The organism is Agrococcus sp. DT81.2, assembly GCF_049844935.1.
In the GTDB taxonomy this organism is placed as follows: domain Bacteria; phylum Actinomycetota; class Actinomycetes; order Actinomycetales; family Microbacteriaceae; genus Agrococcus.
In genome coordinates, this window is sequence record NZ_JBNCLZ010000005.1 from 38,523 (window position 1) to 55,469 (window position 16,947).

A 16,947-nucleotide genomic window follows, 5' to 3' on the forward strand; every position below is an offset into this window, starting at 1 on the left:
AGCTCGGGCGCCACTCGGCGCCGCGGCGAGCCGGACGCCGCCCGCTAGTAGAGCAGCGTCGTCAGCCGCTTCCGCGCGGCGTGCACGCGCGGGTCATCGAGCCCAACGATCTCGAAGTGGTCGAGCAGCCGCAGCCGCACGTTCTGCTTCTCGTCGCCCGTCAACGCGGCCATGAGGTCGAGCAGGCGCAGGAACGCGTCCTCGACGTGGCCGCCGGAGAGGTCGAGGTCGGCGGCGAGCAGCTGCGCCTCGACGTCGTGCGGCTGCGTGGCAGCGGCAGCACGGATGTCGTCGGCGCTGTGGCCTCGGAGCCGCGCGAGCAGCCGGACCTGCGCGAGGCCGGCGATCGCGTCGCTGTCGCGCGGGTTCTGCGCGATCGCCTTCTCGAACGCGGCGATCGCGGAGTCGAGGTCGCCCGCGTCGATGGCGTCGTACGCCTCCTGGTGCAGCGGCGGCAGCGGCTCGGGCTGCGGCTCCTGCTCCGCCGCATCGCCTCCGACGGGGATCCGGCCGGTGATGCCCTGCTGCTCGGCGAAGGCCAGCACCTGCTCGAGCACGTCCTTGACCTGCTCCTCCGGCAGCGCACCGGTGAACAGCGGCGCCGGTCGCCCGCCGATCACCGCTGCGACCGTCGGGATCGACTGCGCGTTGAACGCCTGCACGAGCTGCGGGTTGCGGTCGGCGTCGACCTTCGCGAGCACCAGCCGCCCGCCGTAGCCCTCGATCAGGCGCTCGAGCACCGGGGAGAGCTGCTTGCACGGCCCGCACCACTCGGCCCAGATGTCGATGATGACCGGGACGCTGCTCGAGAGCTCGACGATCTGGCCGAAGTCGGCGTCGCCGATGTCGACGATGACGCCGGGCGCGCCAGCCGGGCGCTCCGCCGGCGCAGCGGCCGCCTGGTCGCGCCGGGCGGCGAGCGCCGACAGGTCGACGGCGCCGCCGAGCGACGACGGGAGATGCGTGTTCGTCATTTATCCCACTTCCTTCGCGTCCAGCAGTGCCTGGCTGTAGCCGACGACGCGGATGCGCGTGCCCTCGGGGGCGTCGGCCGGCGGCACCGCGAACAGCACCTGGATCTGATAGGTGGCGTCGATGCCGGTCGTGGACTTCTCGACGCCCGCGAGCAGCCCGGTGGCGTCGGCCGCGCTGATCTCGACGCCCTCCTCGCGGGGCGTCGTGCGCTGCGTCTCGGTGAACGAGGTCGCGAGCAGCGCACCGCCGTCGTTGCTCACGAGGAGCTGCTCGGGCGCCGGGTCCCCGGCTGCCGACCACTCGAGGTTGGAGAGCTCGAACTCCGGCTGCTGTCGCAGCTGGTCCTTGGCCGGCCGGCCCAGCGCCTCGCGGAGCGCATCGCCCTCCTCCTCGAACCACGCCGCGTACTCCGACTCGTCGCCGTTGAGCAGCACGCTCGCGTAGGCGCTCGCGATCTGGTCGGGCTGGTGGAGCAGCAGCGGGGTGTTGCCCGGGAGGCTCGCCGCGCCGATCGTGGTGCTCGCGACCGCGGGGAGCTGCACGCCCGACGCGAGCGTGGTCTGGTACATCAGGCGGTAGTTCTCACGAGCATCCGACTGCTCGAAGACCAGCGCCGACTGCGCACGCGCAGGGTCCTCCCAGCCCACGACCGCCATCACCGTGCGCGGCCACACCTCGGTCTGCTGCGGCAGCAGCAGCTGCACCTCGCCGTCCGGCACACCGATCATGGCGGGCAGCTCGCCGTTCAACGACCTGACCCGGTAGTTCGTGGCGCGCGCGTCGAGCAGCGGAGCCTGCAGGCGTGCGGCAGCGAGCTCGGCGTCCAGCGCGGCGTCGGCCTCGCCGACGACCGTGCGCGTGTCCTCGAGGACCCGCTCGAACTGGTTCTCGGTGAGCGCGACCGGCGGCAGCGTGTCCTCGAGCGACGTCGGCGCGGGCGCCTCGGTCGCGGCCGGAGTCGTGGGGTCGCCCGGCCAGTACTGCGGGCCGCACCCGGTGAGGGCGACGACGGCGACGACGGGCAGCGCGAGCAGGCCGAAGCGGCGCCGGATGGGCCGGGCGGTGCGCTCGGCGGTGCCGCGCGAGCGGTCCGTCGGCGCGTCGGCCGCAGGGTCCTGGTCGCCGTGCGTGTCGGTGTCGTGCTGCGGGGATGCGTCCGGTGCGTCCACTGCGACCGCCCCCGGCGCCTCCACGGCGTCCTGCCCGGCCGCGGGCAGCGCCGCGCGGCCCGTCGGAGCGGCGCCGGCTCGGGCCTCGCGAGCGAGCGCGCGGCGCTCCGCCCGGCTCAGCTCGCGGTGCGAGCGCCGCTGCGGCCCGCGCTTGCGGCGGTGGCTGCGGAGCGCGAGCAGGAAGAAGAGCAGCGCGAGCGCGAGGAACACGAGCCCAGCGGTCACGAGCGGCCCGAACAGTGGCGTCTTCGCGTCGAACGGCCACTCGACGCGGACGTCTGCGGGTGCCGCAGTGCCCGGCTCGCCGGCGATCGCGATCGCGTACCCGACCGGGAGATCGATCGAGAAGCGCACCTCGCCGTCGCCGGCGTGCTCCTCGATCCACATGTCGCTGCCCGCGAGCGACGGCAGGGCGTCGGCGCTGCCGTCCTGCTCGTCGAGCGAGAGCGCGTCGTCCTCGCCGATCGCGGCGATCGCGTGCGCCGACTCCCCGACCCAGCCGGCGACGTCGTGCTCGCGCCCGACGACGGCAGTGATGGGCCCTTCGCCGCGGATCACGACGGACTGGCGTCCGTCATGCGCGTTCATGGTCGTCCCGGGGATGACCAGGATCTGTGCGTCGGTCGCCTCCTCGAGCTGCGAGACGATGGTCTCGGGCGGCGCCCAGATGGTGCGCTGGCCGATGCCGAGTCCGAGCAGCACGAGCGAGATCACGAGGCTCACGGCCGCGAGGATGTATCGCACGAGTCAGTGGGTCCTTTCGACGCTCGCCGCCGGTCGCGGCGTGCCGTCCAGAAGGGACGGCTGAGCGGGCAAGCCTCCAGGGTACCGGCAGGCCGGGCGCATGCCAACCCTACCTCTCGGGCCGGGTGGCGGGGCGGCACATCGACCCGAGCCTAGGATGGCGACGTGAAGATCCGGAACGGGTTCCAGCTCGGCCTCGTCGGCGGCCTCGGCGTGCTGCTCGCCATCGCCATCGGCGTCGCCGTGCAGCAGATCAGCACCGTGCTCGTCTGGGCCTTCGCCGGCATCTTCCTCGCGCTCGGTGTGGAGCCGGTCATCCAGTTCCTCATCCGCCGCGGCGTGCCCCGCTGGGCGGCGGTGCTGCTGATCTTCGTGGCCATCCTCGGTGTCGCCGTCGGCGCCACCTGGCTCATCGTCCCGACGATCGTCGCCCAGTTCACGATCCTCGTGCAGTCGATCGTCGCGGAGATCGAGGGCGGCGCCTTCGAGAGCGTGCTCGACTGGGTGCGGGACACCTTCCCGCAGCTCGATGTCGACGGCACCCTCGAGCAGCTGGGCGGCGCGCTGAGCGACTTCAACACCTGGTCGAGCCTGCCGCCGTGGGTGGCCGACATCGCTGCGGGCATCGTCGGTGGCGCCGTGCAGGTGGTGTTCGCCGTCGGTGGCCTGCTCATCGTCGTCGTGCTGATGCTGTACTTCACCGGCTCGATGCCGGCGCTGAAGTCGGGCATGTACCGGCTCGTGCCGGCCTCGTCGCGACCGAAGTTCATCGAGATCGCCGAGCAGATCATGCGCTCGGTGGGACGCTTCGTGCTCGGTCAGGGAGCGCTCGGCGTGCTGAACGGCGTGCTCTCGTTCATCGTGCTGTCGATCGTCGGCTCCGAGCTCGCAGGCGTCTACGCATTCATGGCGCTCATCGCATCGACGATCCCGCTCGTCGGCACGATCTCGGCATCCGTCATCATCTCTCTGCTCGTGCTCCTCCTCGACGGTCCGCAAGCGGCCCTGCCGGTCGCGATCTGGTACGTCATCTACATGCAGCTCGAGGCGTACGTCATCAGCCCGCAGATCATGAACCGCGCCGTCAAGGTCCCCGGCGTCGTGGTCGTGCTCGCAGCGCTCATCGGCGGCACGCTGCTCGGGATCCTCGGCGCCCTCGTCGCCATCCCGATCGCGGCCGCGATCCAGCTGATCCTGAAGGAAGTCGTGATCCCACGGCAGGACGCGAGATAGCGTCCCAGCGCGATCAGCGGGCGCGCCAGCAGCCCGTGTGCCAGTGGCGGCGATCCTCGATCGCCCGGTCGCCGAAGATCGAGTCGGCTCGCCACACCACGACGTGCGCGATGCCGGGCGGCACCGTGCCGCCACACCCGGGGCACACGTAGTCCTTCGTCGCGGCGCGCGCCGAGATCGGCTGCACGTGCCACTCGGCCCCAGCGCGCTGCTCGACCCGCGCGACGCCGAGCATCAAGCGGTCGACGTCGAGCGGCACGTACGGCTGCGCGCGACGCTTGGGCCGCCGCGCGGCCACCTCAGTACCAGCCGACCGACTGCGAGTGGCCCCACGCACCGCACGGGGTGCCGTAGCGGCCCGAGATGTAGCCGAGGCCCCAGCTGATCTGCGTGACCGGGTTGGTCTGCCAGTCGGCGCCCGCGGTCGCCATCTTGGATCCGGGCAGCGACTGGGGGATGCCGTACGCGCCGCTGGAGCGGTTCTGCGCGTAGACGTTCCAGTTCGACTCCTTCTGCCACAGGTTGTACAGGCAGGAGTACTGGTCTTCGCCCCAGCCGCGGGCGAGCACCATCTGGCGCGCGGCCGCCTGGGCGCTGCCCGGGTCGGGTGCCGCGACGGCCGGGATGGCGATCGAGGGCGGGCGCGGCGCGCTCGCGGCCGCCGGAGCGGCAGGAGCGGCAGCGGGCGCCGCCGCGACCGGAGCCGGCTCGGGCGTCGGGGTCGGCGTGGGCGTCGGCGTGTGCACGACGATCGTGTCGCGGATGAGCGATGCCTGCTCGCCGGTGACGGTGTCGACGGCCTGGCCGGGGCGCTGCTCGCTCGGCAGCGAGGCGGACTCGGCCATCACCTCGGTGCTCGGGCTCGCGGCGACGGAGACGAGCACGAAGCCCGCCGCGGCGACGAGCGAGATCCCGGACAGCACGCCGCGCGTGCGCGTCGGGCGCGCGGAAGCGGAGCGGGGCCTGGTGAACACGAGGGTCGACGTTATCACGAAACGGTAACGACGCCTAGGTCGTGACCGCGGCGGCGCGGCCGGGAGCAGCTCAGCGCACCGCCAGCATGAGGCTCACGACGGTGTCGAGCAGCGCGTCGACCTCATCCTCGTCGTAGCCGCCGAACTGGGCGTCGAACTGCACCGTCCGCACCTCTCGCGCCGTCATGTCGGGACCGTCCTCGAGGTAGTCGGCGATCTTCGCCGCGAAGCGGTCGACCTCGGCAATGCGGTAGCCGCGCGAGATGCGGCTCACTCGGCGGAAGCGCTCCCCGTCGGGGCGCTTGAGCGTCTCGAGCGTCTGCTGCGCGCGCTCCCGCACCCTGGCGTACCAGGTCTCCTCGCCGTGCTCGATGACGCCTCGCTCGTGCTCACGACGGGCGAACGCCTCCTCGAGCCGCTCGAGCGCTGCGTCCACGTGGGCGGGCGAGTAGCCGCCCTTCTGCATCGTGAAACTCATCCGCCGGATCGCCGAGCTGTCGATCGCCGTCGCCGCGCGGGCGTCGGTCGCGTACGCGCGTCGAGCATCCTCGAGGAAGTCCTCGACCTGCTCGATGTCGTATCCGGGCTGCGACCGCTTGGCCCTCGGGAACGTGCTCATCGTCTCCATCATGCCAGCGCCTCCGATCAGGCGTGCACGACCTGGAACAGCGCCATCATGACGACCGCGCTGGGGAGGATGGAGTCGAGCCGGTCGAGGAAGCCGCCGTGCCCCGGCAGGAACGAGCCGATGTCCTTGATGCCGAGGTCGCGCTTGATGATGGACTCGGCCAGGTCGCCGACCGTCGCGGCCGCGACGAGCAGCACAGCGAGGATGAAGCCGAACCACCACGGCTGCTGCAGCATCCACACCGAGAGGCCGATGCCGGTGACGGTCGCGAGCAGGGCGCCGCCGGCGAGCCCCTCCCAGGTCTTGCCGGGACTGATGCGGGGAGCGAGCTTGTGGCGGCCCAGCAGCACGCCCGCTGCCAGGGCGCCCGTATCGATGACCGTGGTCATGATGATCATCGCGAGGGTCCACCACTCGCCGCCCGGCTGCACGGTGAGCAGCACCGCGAACCCGCCGAGCACGGCGACGTACGCGATGCAGAGCGCTCCCCCGGCGATGTCGGCCATCACCGAGCGGGCGCCGGTGCGGGTCCGGCGGTCGGCGAGCTCGAGCACTCGCGCGAGCGCGACAGCCACGATCGCGCCGAGCGTCGACCACCACATGCCCGCCGCGCCGGCGAACCACGTGATGGGCAGGATGGCGCTGCCGAGCAGGACGAGCGGGATGCGCGGCACGTCGCGGCCGGCGAAGCGGAGAGCGCTCGCCAGCTCGTAGAGGGCGAAGCCGACGAGCACGGTCGCGAACGCCATGAACAGGGCCTTCACCCACAGCAGGCTCGCGAGCAGCACGACGCCGAGCACGATCGCGATGCCGGTCGCCGCCGCCAGGTCACGACCCGTGCGCTTGTTCACGCGCGCGCGGGTCGCCTCGATCTGGTCCCGCGCGGCGTGGATCTGGGCCTGGATCTGCGCCTCGATCTCGGCGGGGCTCCGATGCTCGCGTCGCATCCGTCGCCTCCCGACTCCTCGATCAGACCTCGAGGAGCTCGGACTCCTTCTTCTTCAGTGCGTCGTCGATGCCGTCGACGGCCTGCTTCGTTGCGGCCTCGAGCTCCTTGCCGGCGCGGGCGATCTCGTCGTCGCCGACCTCGCCCGTCAGCTTGTCGAGATCCGTCATCGCCTGGCGCCGCACGTTGCGGATCGCGACGCGAGCCTGCTCGGCCTTGTCCTTGACGATCTTCACGTAGTCGCGGCGACGGTCCTCGGTGAGCTCCGGCATGACGATGCGGATGATCGTGCCGTCGTTCGAGGGGTCGACGTTGAGGTGCGGGGCGGACACGATCGCGCGCTCGATCTCCTTGAGCGCGCTCTTGTCGAACGGCGTGATCACGAGGGTGCGGGCGTCGGGCTGCTGGAAGCCGGCGAGCTGCACCATCGGCGTCGGCGAGCCGTAGTAGTCGACGAGCAGCTTCTGGAAGAGGGCGGGGTTCGCCCTGCCGGCGCTGACCGTCTGGAAGTCGGCCTTGGCGACCTCGATCGACTGGGCCATCTTCTCCTTGGCCGAAGCCAGAACGTCGCTGATCACGTGGTTCCTTCCGTCACTGCTGAGTGTATTGCGTGGGGCGGGCGTCAGGCGCGCACGAGCGTGCCGACCGGCTCGCCCAGGATCGCGCGCTCGAGCGCGCGGTCGCCCTGCATGCCGAACACGCGCATGGGCATCCGATTGTCCATGCAGAGGCTGAAGGCGGTCGAGTCGACGACCTTGAGCCCGCGCACGAGCGCGTCCTGGTAGGTGATCTCGTCGAAGCGGGTCGCGCTCGGGTCCTCGTTGGGGTCTGCCGAGTAGACGCCGTCGACGCCGTTCTTCGCGACGAGCACCTGGTCTGCGGTGATCTCGAGCGCGCGCTGCGCAGCGACGGTGTCGGTGGAGAAGTAGGGCAGGCCCGCGCCGGCGCCGAAGATGACGACGCGGCCCTTCTCGAGGTGCCGCTCCGCGCGGCGCGGGATGTAGGGCTCCGCGACCTGCGTCATCTGGATCGCCGACTGCACCCGGGTCTCGGCCCCCGCCTGCTCGAGGAAGTCCTGCAGGGCGAGCGCGTTCATGACGGTGCCGAGCATGCCCATGTAGTCGGCGCGACCGCGCTCCATGCCGCGCTGGCTCAGCTCGGCGCCGCGGAAGAAGTTCCCGCCACCGACGACGATCGCGATCTCGACCGTCTCCGCCGCATCCGCGATCTGCCGCGCGATCGACGCGACCACATCGGGGTTCACGCCGAGGCTGCCGGCTCCGAAGGCCTCGCCCGAGAGCTTCAGGAGGACTCGGCGTCGCGGCTGTGCTGTCATCGGGCGTCCTCCTGGGGGGTCACGACCCGAGCGCGGGCCGTGCAGAAGCCTACCGTGCGCGCCGCGCGGGAGGCGCGGCACGGCCGCCTGGACGCGAGAAGGGCCGGGGGTCTCCCCCCGGCCCTCATCGTGCGTTGGTGCTTACGCGCCGACCTTGAAGCGCGCGAAGCCGGTGACCGTCAGGCCAGCCGCCTCGAGCACCTTGGCGACGCTCTGCTTGTTGTCGCGGGCGTAGTCCTGGTCGAGCAGGACGATCTGCTTGAAGAAGCCGCTGAGGCGGCCCTCGATGATCTTCGGCAGCGCCCCGTCGGGCTTGCCCTCGCCGCGAGCGATCTCGGTGACGAGCTCGCGCTCCTTCTCGACCGCGTCGGCCGGCACCTCGTCGCGCGTGACGTAGGTGGGGTCGAACATCGCGATGTGCTGCGCCACGGCGCGAGCCGTGTCGGCGTCGTCACCCGTGTACGCGACCACGACGCCGACCTGCGGGGGCAGGTCCTTCGAGGTGCGGTGCAGGTAGACGGCGTGCTGCTCGCCCTCGAGGCGGGAGACCTTCGTCAGCTCGATCTTCTCGCCGAGCGTCGCGGCCTGCTCCTCGATCATCGACTGCACGGTGCCCGACTCGGCCGGAGCGGCGAGCGCCGACTCGAGGTCGGTCGCGCCCGCGGCCGCGGCAGCGGCGACGACGCGGTCGGCGAGCGCGATGAACTTGTCGTTCTTCGCGACGAAGTCCGTCTCGCTGCCGATCGCGATCATGGTCACGGCGCCGTCGCCCTCGGCGACGGCCACGAGGCCCTCGCTCGTGGAGCGGTCGGCACGCTTCGCGTTGCCCTTCGCGCCCTTGAGGCGCAGGATCTCGGTGGCCTTCTCGACGTCGCCGTCGGCCTCCTCGAGGGCCGCCTTCGTGTCGCTCATGCCGGTGCCCAGCTGCTCGCGCAGCATCTTGAGGTCGGCGATGCTGATGGATGCCATCCGCTGCTCCTTAGTTCGACTCGGGCGCCGCGGCGCCCTCGGTGGACTCGACGGCCGTCTCCTCGGCAGCCGGGGCTGCCTGCTCCTCGGCGGCGGGGGTCTCGGCGACCTCGGCTGCGGCCTCGGTGGCCTCGGCCTGAGCCGGCGTCTCCTCGGCGGCGGGCGCGGCAGCGGTCTCGGTGGCGTGCTGCTCGAGCAGCTCGCGCTCCCACTCAGCCATCGGCTCGGCGGCGGCGGGGGCGCCGCCGCCGGGGGGGGGGCGGGGGGGGGGGGGCGGGGCGGGGGGGGGGGGGGGGGGGTGGGCCACCAGGCCGGGCCCCCACCCCGCCTGGGGGGGGGGGGGGGGGGCCCCCCCGCCGCCGTGGCGCTGCATGAGGCCCTCAGCGGCAGCGTCGGCGACGATCTTCGTCAGCAGCGCGACGGAGCGGATCGCGTCGTCGTTGCCCGGGATCGGGTACTGCACGTCGTCCGGGTCGCAGTTCGTGTCGAGGATGGCGATGACCGGGATGCCGAGCTTCTTCGCCTCGTCGACCGCGAGGTGCTCCTTGTTCGTGTCGACGATCCAGATCGCCGAGGGGGTGCGCTGGAGGTTGCGGATGCCGCCGAGCGACTTCTGCAGCTTGATGAGCTCGCGCTTCTTGAGCAGCAGCTCCTTCTTGGTGTAGACCGACGTGTCCTCGAAGTCGAGCTCCTCGAGCTCCTTCATGCGGCTGAGCCGCTTCGAGATCGTGTTGAAGTTCGTGAGGAGGCCACCGAGCCAGCGCTGGTTGACGTAGGGCTGGCCCACGCGCGTCGCCTGCTCGGCGATCGACTCCTGCGCCTGCTTCTTGGTGCCGACGAACAGCACGGAGCCGCCGTGCGAGACGGTCTCCTTGACGAAGTCGTAGGCCTTGTCGATGTAGGCGAGCGACTGCTGCAGGTCGATGATGTAGATGCCCGAGCGCTCCGTGAAGATGAAGCGCTTCATCTTGGGGTTCCAACGACGGGTCTGGTGCCCGAAGTGGACGCCGCTGTCGAGCAGCTGGCGAGTCGTGACGACGGCCATGGCCGCCTCCTTCTTCTGTTCTGGTTGCCGGCTCGACCGGGTGGTCGAGCCCCTGGCGCCCTGACGCACCACCACCAGGCGCACGAGCGCGAGCTCGAGCAGCTGGACCGAAGGGGGTGTCGTCGCGACGGGCGCGCGAAGTCATCGCACAAGCGATGCCCAACCATGCTACATGCTCGGGACGCGAGCCGCGGGCGGGCGCTGTCCACCGCTGCGGCGCGGTCACGCACGCGGACCGGGCGGCGCCGGGCAGGATGCCCGGCATGCGCATCCTCGCGGTGGTGGCGGCCCTCGTGATCGGCGCCTGGAGCTGGCCGGTCGCGCCGCACGAGGTGGTGCGCGCGTTCGACCTCCCGGAGACACCGTACGGTGCCGGGCACCGCGGCATCGACATCGAGGCGCCCGCCGGCGCCTCGGTGCTCTCCCCTGACGACGGCATCGTCCGCTTCGCGGGCGCCGTCGCCGGCCGGCCCGTGGTGTCGATCGACCACGCGGGCGGCCTGGTGTCGAGCTTCGAGCCCGTCGAGCCCTCGGTGATCGCCGGCGAGCGCGTCGCGCGCGGGCAGCGGATCGGGGTGCTGCTTCCCGGGCATGGCGGCGGTTTGCGACTGCACGCCGGCGTCCTGCACTTGGGCGCCCGGTTGCGGGGCGCCTACGTCGATCCGCTGCCGCTGCTCGGGGTAGCACGGCCCGTGCTGCTGCCGATGGGCGGCCGAGCGGCTCGGTCGCCGCCGCCGGCGGTCACGCCCGAGGGTGCGCGCCGCGGTAGGCCTCGGCGAGCCGCTCGAGCGACACGTGCGTGTAGATCTGCGTCGTGCCGAGGCTCGCGTGGCCCAGCATCTCCTGCACCGCCCTGAGGTCGGCGCCGCCGTCGAGCAAATGGGTCGCCGCCGTGTGCCGCAGCGTGTGCGGGCCGTGCGGGCCGGCGCCGGGGATCTCCTCGAGCAGGGCAGTGACGAGCTCGTGCACGCGGCGCTGGCCGAGCCGTCCACCGCGCGTGCCGAGGAAGAGCGCGTGGTGTGCGCGGTCGGCGGCGGCGAGCTGCGGCCTGCCGACCCGCATCCAGTCGAGCAGCGCGTCGAGCGCCGGCCTGCCGAAGGGCACGACCCGCTCCTTCGAGCCCTTGCCCGTGACGCGCACCGTCAGCCGCTCCAGGTCGACATCGTCGACGTCGAGCCCGACGAGCTCGCTCACACGGAGCGCGCTCGCGTACAGCAGCTCGACGATCGCGAGGTCGCGCAGCGCCACGGCGTCGCCCTCTCCCGCCGCGGCAGCGAGCCCGACGAGCACGGCATCCATCGTCTCGCGCGACAGGACGCGCGGCAGGTGCCGGTCGCGCTTCGGCGTGCGCAGCCTGCCCGCGACGTCGCTGCCCCCGTGCGCGGCGACCCAGCGGCTCAGGCCGCGGGCGGCGGCGCTGCGCCGGGCGATCGTCGCCTTGCCGCAGCCCGCCTGCGCGCTCGCGTAGAGCCAGTCGCGGAGCGCATCGATGTCGAGCGCCCGGACGTCATCGACGCCCGCGCGGTCGCAGTGCTCCGTCAGGCTGCGGAGATCACCGCGGTAGCCGCGCACGGTGTTCGCCGAGTAGCCGCGCTCGCGCTCGAGGTGCGCGAGGTAGCCCTCGACGGCCTCCGCGACGCGCACGTCAATCCGGCTTCCTGCTGAAGCGGTCGGCGCGCGTGGCGGGGTCGAGCGCGATCACCTGCTCCGCGAGCTGCAGCGAGATGGTCTCCCGCGCCGGATGCGGCAGCGCCGGCACGACGGAGTGCGCGACGCTGTCGGCGTACACCTCGATGAGGTTGAACGACTGTGTGGCGTCGATCCCGTGCATGGCAGGCGGAGGGCCGCCGAGGTCGTCCGCGTAGCTCGTGGCGCCCGCGAGCATCACCGGGATCTCGGCGAAGGTGCCGGAGCCGTTGATGTGCAGGTGGCCGGAGAGGATCGCGCGCACGTCGGCGTCGCCGATCGCGTCGGCGAGCAGCGCCTCGTCGCGGAACTCCAGCAGCCGCATCAGGCGACCGCGGTACGCGAGCGGCGGATGGTGCATGACGAGCACCGAGCCGAGCGGCGGCGGATCGGCGAGCGCGTCGGTCAGCCACGCGGCCTGCCCCTCGTCGAGGCCGCCGTGGTGCCAGCCGGGCAGGCTCGAGTCGAGCGCGACGATCCGCAGGTCGCCGACCTGCAGCACCGAGTCGATCGGGTCGAGCGGCGCGCCCGGCAGCCCGAGCGCCTCGCGCATCGCGGCGCGCTCGTCGTGGTTGCCGGCTGTCCAGACGATCGGCACGCCGATCGTCTCGGCGACGGGCTCGAGGATCTCGCGGGCGAGGGCGTACGCGCCAGGCTCCCCCAAGTCGGCGACGTCGCCCGAGACGACGATCACGTCGGCATCGGCGGCGGCGACCGCGAGCCGCGCCGCCGTGTCGCGCAGGTGCTGCTCGGTGTCGACGAGGCCGGCGAGCGGCGCGCCGCCCGCGAGCAGGTGGGTGTCGCTGAGGTGCGCGATGACCGCAGCGGGGTCAGGGTGGATGCCGAGGCTCACCCGCCCAGGCTAGCCACGCCCGGCGGGGAGCAGCGCCGCCTCGCCCGCGAGCACCCGGCGGGACGCGGCGCCGCCTCGCCCGGGAGCGCGCGGCCCGCTCCGTCGCCCTTCCGCTCACGGGACCCCTTCCACCATCCGGGACCCGGTGCACCGGGTCCCCGTCGGTGGAAGGGGTCCCGTGGGCGGCAGGTCCGCGGGCCAGCGGTCACCGGTCGCGCACCCAGCCGCTCGCCCGCTCGACGGCTCGCGCGCTCAGCTCCAGCAGGGCGAGCGACGCGGTGACGTCGCCGGGCGCCATGCCCGTGCGGACGGCGAGCTCGTCGACCGAGCGGGCCGCCCTGGTGCTCAGCGCATCGAGCACCCGCACCTCGTCGCTCGAGAGCGCGTCGAGCGGCGCGGCCTCGTCGCCCGGCCCGTCGACGAGCTCGACGATGTGCTCGGCCCGCTCGACGAGCGTCGCGCCGTACTCGCGCAGCAGCCGGTGGCAACCCGTGCTCGAGCCCGACGTGACCGGTCCCGGGACGGCGCCGAGCGGCCGGCCGAGCGCGGCCGCGTGCCCCGCGGTGTTGATGGAACCCGAGCGGCTGCCCGCCTCCACGACCACCGTCACGCTCGCGAGCGCGGCGATCAGCCGGTTGCGGGCGAGGAAGCGCCAGCGCGTCGGCGGCACGCCGCTCGGCGCCTCGGCGATCACGCACGAGGTTTCGGCGACGCGCTGCAGCAACTCGTCGTGCCCCGCGGGGTAGAAGCGGTCGAGCCCGCCCGCGAGGACAGCCACCGTCGTGCCGGCGGCGGCCATGGTGGCCCGGTGCGCCGTGCCGTCGATGCCGTACGCGCCGCCGGAGACGACGGCGAAGCGCCGGCTGACGAGGCCCGCCGCGAGCTGTCCGGTGACGAGCTCGCCGTAGCCCGAGGATGCGCGTGACCCGACGAGCGCCGCGGAGCGAGCGCAGGCGTCGAGCGACGCCGGGTCGCCCCGCACCCACAGCGCCGCCGGCGCGTGCGGACCGAGGTCGTCGAGCGCATCCGGCCAGGCGTCGTCGGCGCGGGTGAGCAGTCGCTGCCCGAACGCCGCGCCCTGCGTGAACGCACCGAGGATGCGCTCGGCGGCGAGCCGCGGCTGCCAGCGGGCGATGGCCTGCGCGACGTCGCTCGCAGCGGCGTGACCGTCCAGCTCGCCGGCCCAGGTCGCGGCGCTCGCGCCGTCGACGAGCAGCTCGAGCGAGCGCACCTGTCCGAGCCGCTCGCGGACGAGCCCCGCGACGCCGTCGCCGGGCTCCGGCAGCACCGTCCACGCGCCAGCGGCGAAGCGCTCGAGCACCTCGGCATCGGATGGTGTCGCGACGCCCGGCGGCAACGTCGGCTCGACCGCAGCGCGCAGCCGGGCGGGCTCGATGCGGAACGTGCTCATGCCGGGATCCCCTTCCTGAGCGCGAGCGCGCGCCCGATGTGCGCCCTCGTCGGCGTCGCCGCGTCGTCGAGGTCGGCGGCGGTCCACGCGACGCGGATCGCGCGATCCATGCCGCGCATCGTGAGCGCTCCCCGCTCGACCGCGCGCTCGAGCGGCTCGAGCAGCGAGCGGTCGAGCGGCAGGTTCCGGCGCAGCCACGGCCCTGGCACATGACCCATCGCGGCCCAGCCGGTGCCCTCGAGTCGTCGTGCGGCGCGAGCGCGCGCCGCCGCGACGCTCGCGGACGCCGCCGCGGTCGTGCGGCGCTCGCCCTCGCTCCCCGGCGCGACCCGGTCGACGCGCACCTGCAGGTCGACCCGGTCGAGCAGCGGACCCGAGAGGCGGCCGAAGTAGCGGCGGCGCTGCTGCGGCGCGCACGAGCAGTCGCCCGTGCCGAACAGCCCGCACGGGCAGGGGTTGGCGGCGAGCAGCAGCTGGAAGCGGGCGGGGAAGGTCGCGACGCCGGCAGCGCGGTGGATCGTGATCGTGCCCGATTCGAGCGGCTGCCGCAGCATGTCGAGCACGGCGCGCGGGAACTCGGGGGCCTCGTCGAGGAAGAGCACGCCGTGTGTCGCGCGCGCCGCCGCGCCGGGCCGGATCGTGCCGGAGCCGCCACCGATGAGCGAGACCGCGGTCGCCGAGTGATGCGGATGCTCGAAGGGCGGCACCGCGTCGAGCGTCGGCGGCGCGGGCTCGCCCGCGAGCGAGCGCAGCGACGCGACCTCGAGCGCCGCATCGGTGTCGAGCGGTGGCAGGATCCCGGGCAGCCGCATCGCGAGCATCGTCTTGCCTGCACCCGGCGGCCCGACCATCATCAGGTGGTGCGCGCCCGCAGCGGCGATCTCGAGCGCCTGCACCGCCTCCCGGTTGCCCACGACGTCGGCGAGGTCGAGGTCGGTGTGCGAGCGGGGCGTCGCGGCAGCGGCCGGGACCGGCTCGACCGGTTCCGGGTCGATGTCGGCGCCGAGGAGCGCCGCCGCGTGGGCGAGGCTCGGCGCGCCCAGCACGCGGAGGCCCTCGACGAGCGATGCCTCGTCGACGGATGCGGTCGGCACCACGATGCGCGTGAGCCCGAACCCGGCGGCGGCTCGCGCGAGCGGCAGCGTGCCCGCGACCGGGCGCAGCCGACCGTCGAGGCCGAGCTCGCCCACGAGCGCGGTCGAGCCGTCGTCTGCGGGTACCACGCCGATCGCGCGCAGCACCGCGACGGCCATCGCGAGGTCGAAGTGCGTGCCGGCCTTCGGCAGCGAGGCCGGCGTGAGGTTGATGACGACCTTGCCGCTCGGCGCGGTCACCCCCATGCGCGCGATCGCGCTCCACGTGCGGTGCTGCGCCTGCTGCACGGCGCGGTCGGGCAAGCCGACGACGTGCACTCGGGGCAGGCCGGACGACGCGTGCACCTCGATCTGCACGCCGACGCCGGCGAGCCCCTGCAGGGCGACGCACGCGGCGCGTCCGAAGCCGCTCACTCGATGCCCCGCAGGTGCTCGACCCGCCACGGGCCGGAGCGCGGTGCGACGATGCCGACGGCATCCATGCGAATCGGGCCGCGGTGCGGCCGCTCCTGCAGCCAGAGGCCCGCGAGCAGGCGCAGGCGGCGGACCTTGTCGGGGGTGATCGCCTCGAACGGATGGCCGTACGCGAGCCCGCGCCGCGTCTTCACCTCGACGAAGACGAGCGTGTCGCCGTCGCGGGCGACGATGTCGAGCTCGCCGTGGGCGCACCGCCACCGGCGGTCGACGATCCGCATGCCGGCGCGCTCGAGGTGCACGCTCGCGGCGGCCTCACCGTCGAGCCCCAGCTGATCCTTCGCGCGCATGCGGGCATGGAAGCGCAGCCGGCGACGTGCCGGCGCGCGCTCGGACCCGCCCTGTGGAGAACAGCGACGGCTCCTACCGTCCTCCAGGTGACGGTGCCACGCTTGACGCATGGAGATCGAGTGGAACCCCAAGCTCAGGCAGCTCCTCAGCAGCGGCGTGCACATCGCGCTCGACGGCGACGAAGGTGCCGCGATCGATGACGTGCTGCGTCAGCTCAGCGATGCCGGCATCCAGGCAGAGCGCGACGAGGCAGCGACGATGGTGCGCGAGGAGCGCTCGAAGCGCACCGAGAGCTGACGCATGGGCGCGCCCGCGCGCGGCACCGCGCCGGTCATCGGCGGGCTGCTGCTCGCCGCGCTCGCGATCGCGACCGCCAGCGCGATCGATCCCGCCGAGCACGGCATCGCCGGCGCTGTGCGCGTGTGGGCGCTCGGCGCCGTCGTCGCCGGCCTCGTGATCGCGATCATGGCCGCGCTGCCGTCGCCCTCCGGCGCCGCTCCGACCCCGCAGCGGCCGCGGGTGCGCGGCCTGCTGCTCGCCGGCACCGCGGCGCTCGTGGTGACGATGAAGGTCAGCGTCGACCGGGAGTCGAGCTGGTTCACGGTCGTGGTCGGCACGGCGCTGCTGAGCATCGGCGTCGCCGACTTCCTTGCCGAGCGCAGACGCGTGCGGAACGACGCCGGCGCGGAGTGAGCCGCGAGGCCTACTCCTCGATCGCGAGGTCCTTCGGCAGCTCGAGGTCGCGGGACGCGAGCTCCTCGACGTTGACGTCCTTGAACGTGAGGATGCGCGCCGACTTGATGAACCGGTCGGAGCGGTAGATGTCCCACACCCAGACGTCGGTGAGCTCGAGCTCGAAGTAGAAGTCGGTGCCCGCGTCGTGGCGGGTGACCTTCACGTCATTCGCGAGGTAGAACCGTCGCTCGGTCTCGACGACGTGCTTGAACATGCTGACGACGTCGCGGTACTCCTTGAAGAGGGCCAGCTCGACCTCGCGGTCGTAGTCCTCGATGTCCTCGGGTTCCACATCCTCATCCTATGGCCCCCGCCACCGTGTCCGGCCCGTGGCCGCCCGCGCTGCCGCCTCACGCGAGCATTCCGCCAGCACACCGGCAGCAA

20 protein-coding genes are annotated in these 16,947 nt (G+C 73.0%); 4 read left to right on the forward strand and 16 right to left on the reverse strand.

Translation table 11 applies throughout. The annotated features are described in order from the left end of the window. Window positions 1-44 precede the first annotated feature (44 nt). Both ACLQ21_RS10625 and ACLQ21_RS10630 read right to left on the reverse strand, forming a co-directional pair. Complete coding sequence (locus ACLQ21_RS10625) at window positions 45-974, reverse strand: tetratricopeptide repeat protein (protein ID WP_425663496.1); 930 nt, start codon at window positions 972-974, stop codon at window positions 45-47. Further along, window positions 975-2,867 (reverse strand): hypothetical protein, encoded by a 1,893-nt coding sequence (locus ACLQ21_RS10630; RefSeq protein ID WP_425663498.1) that lies wholly within the window; start codon window positions 2,865-2,867, stop codon window positions 975-977. It abuts the gene before it with no gap. 186 nt (window positions 2,868-3,053) lie between these two features. On the opposite strand from ACLQ21_RS10630, the gene ACLQ21_RS10635 reads away from it, so the two are divergent. Beyond that, window positions 3,054-4,121 carry an AI-2E family transporter gene (locus ACLQ21_RS10635; RefSeq protein ID WP_425663500.1) on the forward strand — a complete coding sequence of 356 codons (1,068 nt, stop codon included), beginning with the start codon at window positions 3,054-3,056 and terminating at the stop codon, window positions 4,119-4,121. A gap of 13 nt (window positions 4,122-4,134) precedes the next feature. On the opposite strand, the gene ACLQ21_RS10640 is transcribed toward ACLQ21_RS10635, so the two are convergent. The 8 genes from ACLQ21_RS10640 to rpsB form a co-directional block, all read right to left on the reverse strand. Next, window positions 4,135-4,419, reverse strand: coding sequence for a hypothetical protein (locus tag ACLQ21_RS10640; protein WP_425663502.1), 285 nt, complete (start codon window positions 4,417-4,419; stop codon window positions 4,135-4,137). 1 nt (window position 4,420) lies between these two features. Beyond that, entirely contained in the window at window positions 4,421-5,113 is a 693-nt protein-coding gene (locus ACLQ21_RS10645; RefSeq protein WP_425663504.1) for a transglycosylase SLT domain-containing protein, read from the reverse strand. Window positions 5,114-5,165: 52 nt separating this feature from the next. Beyond that, complete coding sequence (locus ACLQ21_RS10650; RefSeq protein WP_425663506.1) at window positions 5,166-5,726, reverse strand: DivIVA domain-containing protein; 561 nt, start codon at window positions 5,724-5,726, stop codon at window positions 5,166-5,168. Window positions 5,727-5,740: 14 nt separating this feature from the next. Further along, complete coding sequence (locus tag ACLQ21_RS10655; protein WP_425663508.1) at window positions 5,741-6,670, reverse strand: phosphatidate cytidylyltransferase; 930 nt, start codon at window positions 6,668-6,670, stop codon at window positions 5,741-5,743. A gap of 22 nt (window positions 6,671-6,692) precedes the next feature. After that, window positions 6,693-7,247, reverse strand: coding sequence for a ribosome recycling factor (frr, locus tag ACLQ21_RS10660; RefSeq protein WP_425663509.1), 555 nt, complete (start codon window positions 7,245-7,247; stop codon window positions 6,693-6,695). A 44-nt stretch (window positions 7,248-7,291) separates the two neighbouring features. Continuing rightward, window positions 7,292-8,005, reverse strand: coding sequence for a UMP kinase (gene pyrH / locus ACLQ21_RS10665; protein WP_425663511.1), 714 nt, complete (start codon window positions 8,003-8,005; stop codon window positions 7,292-7,294). A gap of 141 nt (window positions 8,006-8,146) precedes the next feature. Continuing rightward, the gene (gene tsf, locus ACLQ21_RS10670) at window positions 8,147-8,974 is read right to left on the reverse strand and encodes a translation elongation factor Ts (protein ID WP_425663513.1); all 828 of its coding nucleotides are present in this window, start codon (window positions 8,972-8,974) and stop codon (window positions 8,147-8,149) included. A gap of 10 nt (window positions 8,975-8,984) precedes the next feature. Further along, on the reverse strand, window positions 8,985-10,019 hold the full coding sequence (gene rpsB / locus ACLQ21_RS10675; protein WP_425663515.1) for a 30S ribosomal protein S2: 1,035 nt from the start codon (window positions 10,017-10,019) through the stop codon (window positions 8,985-8,987). A 263-nt stretch (window positions 10,020-10,282) separates the two neighbouring features. Here rpsB and ACLQ21_RS10680 point away from each other — a divergent pair, with 263 nt between their 5' ends. After that, window positions 10,283-10,876 (forward strand): murein hydrolase activator EnvC family protein, encoded by a 594-nt coding sequence (locus ACLQ21_RS10680; protein ID WP_425663517.1) that lies wholly within the window; start codon window positions 10,283-10,285, stop codon window positions 10,874-10,876. Here the strand turns inward: ACLQ21_RS10680 and ACLQ21_RS10685 are convergent. From ACLQ21_RS10685 to ACLQ21_RS10705, 5 genes are all read right to left on the reverse strand, one after another. Beyond that, window positions 10,761-11,663, reverse strand: a complete 903-nt coding sequence (locus ACLQ21_RS10685) for a tyrosine recombinase XerC (RefSeq protein ID WP_425663519.1) — start codon at window positions 11,661-11,663, stop codon at window positions 10,761-10,763. The genes ACLQ21_RS10680 and ACLQ21_RS10685 overlap by 116 nt on opposite strands. A 1-nt stretch (window position 11,664) precedes the next feature. Beyond that, the gene (locus ACLQ21_RS10690) at window positions 11,665-12,558 is read right to left on the reverse strand and encodes a metallophosphoesterase family protein (protein WP_425663520.1); all 894 of its coding nucleotides are present in this window, start codon (window positions 12,556-12,558) and stop codon (window positions 11,665-11,667) included. 205 nt (window positions 12,559-12,763) lie between these two features. After that, window positions 12,764-13,969 carry a DNA-processing protein DprA gene (gene dprA, locus ACLQ21_RS10695; protein WP_425663522.1) on the reverse strand — a complete coding sequence of 402 codons (1,206 nt, stop codon included), beginning with the start codon at window positions 13,967-13,969 and terminating at the stop codon, window positions 12,764-12,766. Beyond that, a complete protein-coding gene (locus ACLQ21_RS10700; RefSeq protein ID WP_425663523.1) occupies window positions 13,966-15,477 on the reverse strand; it encodes a YifB family Mg chelatase-like AAA ATPase in 1,512 nt (503 codons plus the stop codon). The genes dprA and ACLQ21_RS10700 overlap by 4 nt, the downstream gene beginning before the upstream one ends. Then, window positions 15,474-15,827 carry a YraN family protein gene (locus ACLQ21_RS10705; protein ID WP_425663525.1) on the reverse strand — a complete coding sequence of 118 codons (354 nt, stop codon included), beginning with the start codon at window positions 15,825-15,827 and terminating at the stop codon, window positions 15,474-15,476. Before ACLQ21_RS10705 ends, ACLQ21_RS10700 begins: the two co-directional genes overlap by 4 nt. A 109-nt stretch (window positions 15,828-15,936) precedes the next feature. On the opposite strand from ACLQ21_RS10705, the gene ACLQ21_RS10710 reads away from it, so the two are divergent. Together ACLQ21_RS10710 and ACLQ21_RS10715 are read left to right on the forward strand one after the other, a co-directional pair. Then, a complete protein-coding gene (locus tag ACLQ21_RS10710) occupies window positions 15,937-16,125 on the forward strand; it encodes a hypothetical protein (RefSeq protein ID WP_425663527.1) in 189 nt (62 codons plus the stop codon). Between the two features lie 3 nt (window positions 16,126-16,128). Continuing rightward, window positions 16,129-16,521 (forward strand): hypothetical protein, encoded by a 393-nt coding sequence (locus ACLQ21_RS10715; RefSeq protein WP_425663529.1) that lies wholly within the window; start codon window positions 16,129-16,131, stop codon window positions 16,519-16,521. 10 nt (window positions 16,522-16,531) lie between these two features. On the opposite strand, the gene ACLQ21_RS10720 is transcribed toward ACLQ21_RS10715, so the two are convergent. Beyond that, the gene (locus ACLQ21_RS10720) at window positions 16,532-16,855 is read right to left on the reverse strand and encodes a DUF2469 domain-containing protein (RefSeq protein WP_306231226.1); all 324 of its coding nucleotides are present in this window, start codon (window positions 16,853-16,855) and stop codon (window positions 16,532-16,534) included. Between the last annotated feature and the right edge of the window lie 92 nt (window positions 16,856-16,947).

Excerpts from the sequence above, each read along its gene's own strand:
- ACLQ21_RS10650 (WP_425663506.1), bottom strand. The coding sequence starts at position 5,726 with ATGATGGAGACGATGAGCACGTTCCCGAGGGCCAAGCGGTCGCAGCCC.
- tsf (WP_425663513.1), bottom strand. The coding sequence starts at position 8,974 with ATGGCATCCATCAGCATCGCCGACCTCAAGATGCTGCGCGAGCAGCTG.
- ACLQ21_RS10705 (WP_425663525.1), bottom strand. The coding sequence starts at position 15,827 with ATGCGCGCGAAGGATCAGCTGGGGCTCGACGGTGAGGCCGCCGCGAGC.
- ACLQ21_RS10655 (WP_425663508.1), bottom strand. The coding sequence starts at position 6,670 with ATGCGACGCGAGCATCGGAGCCCCGCCGAGATCGAGGCGCAGATCCAG.
- pyrH (WP_425663511.1), bottom strand. The coding sequence starts at position 8,005 with ATGACAGCACAGCCGCGACGCCGAGTCCTCCTGAAGCTCTCGGGCGAG.
- rpsB (WP_425663515.1), bottom strand. The coding sequence starts at position 10,019 with ATGGCCGTCGTCACGACTCGCCAGCTGCTCGACAGCGGCGTCCACTTC.
- ACLQ21_RS10710 (WP_425663527.1), top strand. The coding sequence starts at position 15,937 with ATGGAGATCGAGTGGAACCCCAAGCTCAGGCAGCTCCTCAGCAGCGGC.
- ACLQ21_RS10625 (WP_425663496.1), bottom strand. The coding sequence starts at position 974 with ATGACGAACACGCATCTCCCGTCGTCGCTCGGCGGCGCCGTCGACCTG.
- ACLQ21_RS10680 (WP_425663517.1), top strand. The coding sequence starts at position 10,283 with ATGCGCATCCTCGCGGTGGTGGCGGCCCTCGTGATCGGCGCCTGGAGC.
- dprA (WP_425663522.1), bottom strand. The coding sequence starts at position 13,969 with ATGAGCACGTTCCGCATCGAGCCCGCCCGGCTGCGCGCTGCGGTCGAG.
- ACLQ21_RS10715 (WP_425663529.1), top strand. The coding sequence starts at position 16,129 with ATGGGCGCGCCCGCGCGCGGCACCGCGCCGGTCATCGGCGGGCTGCTG.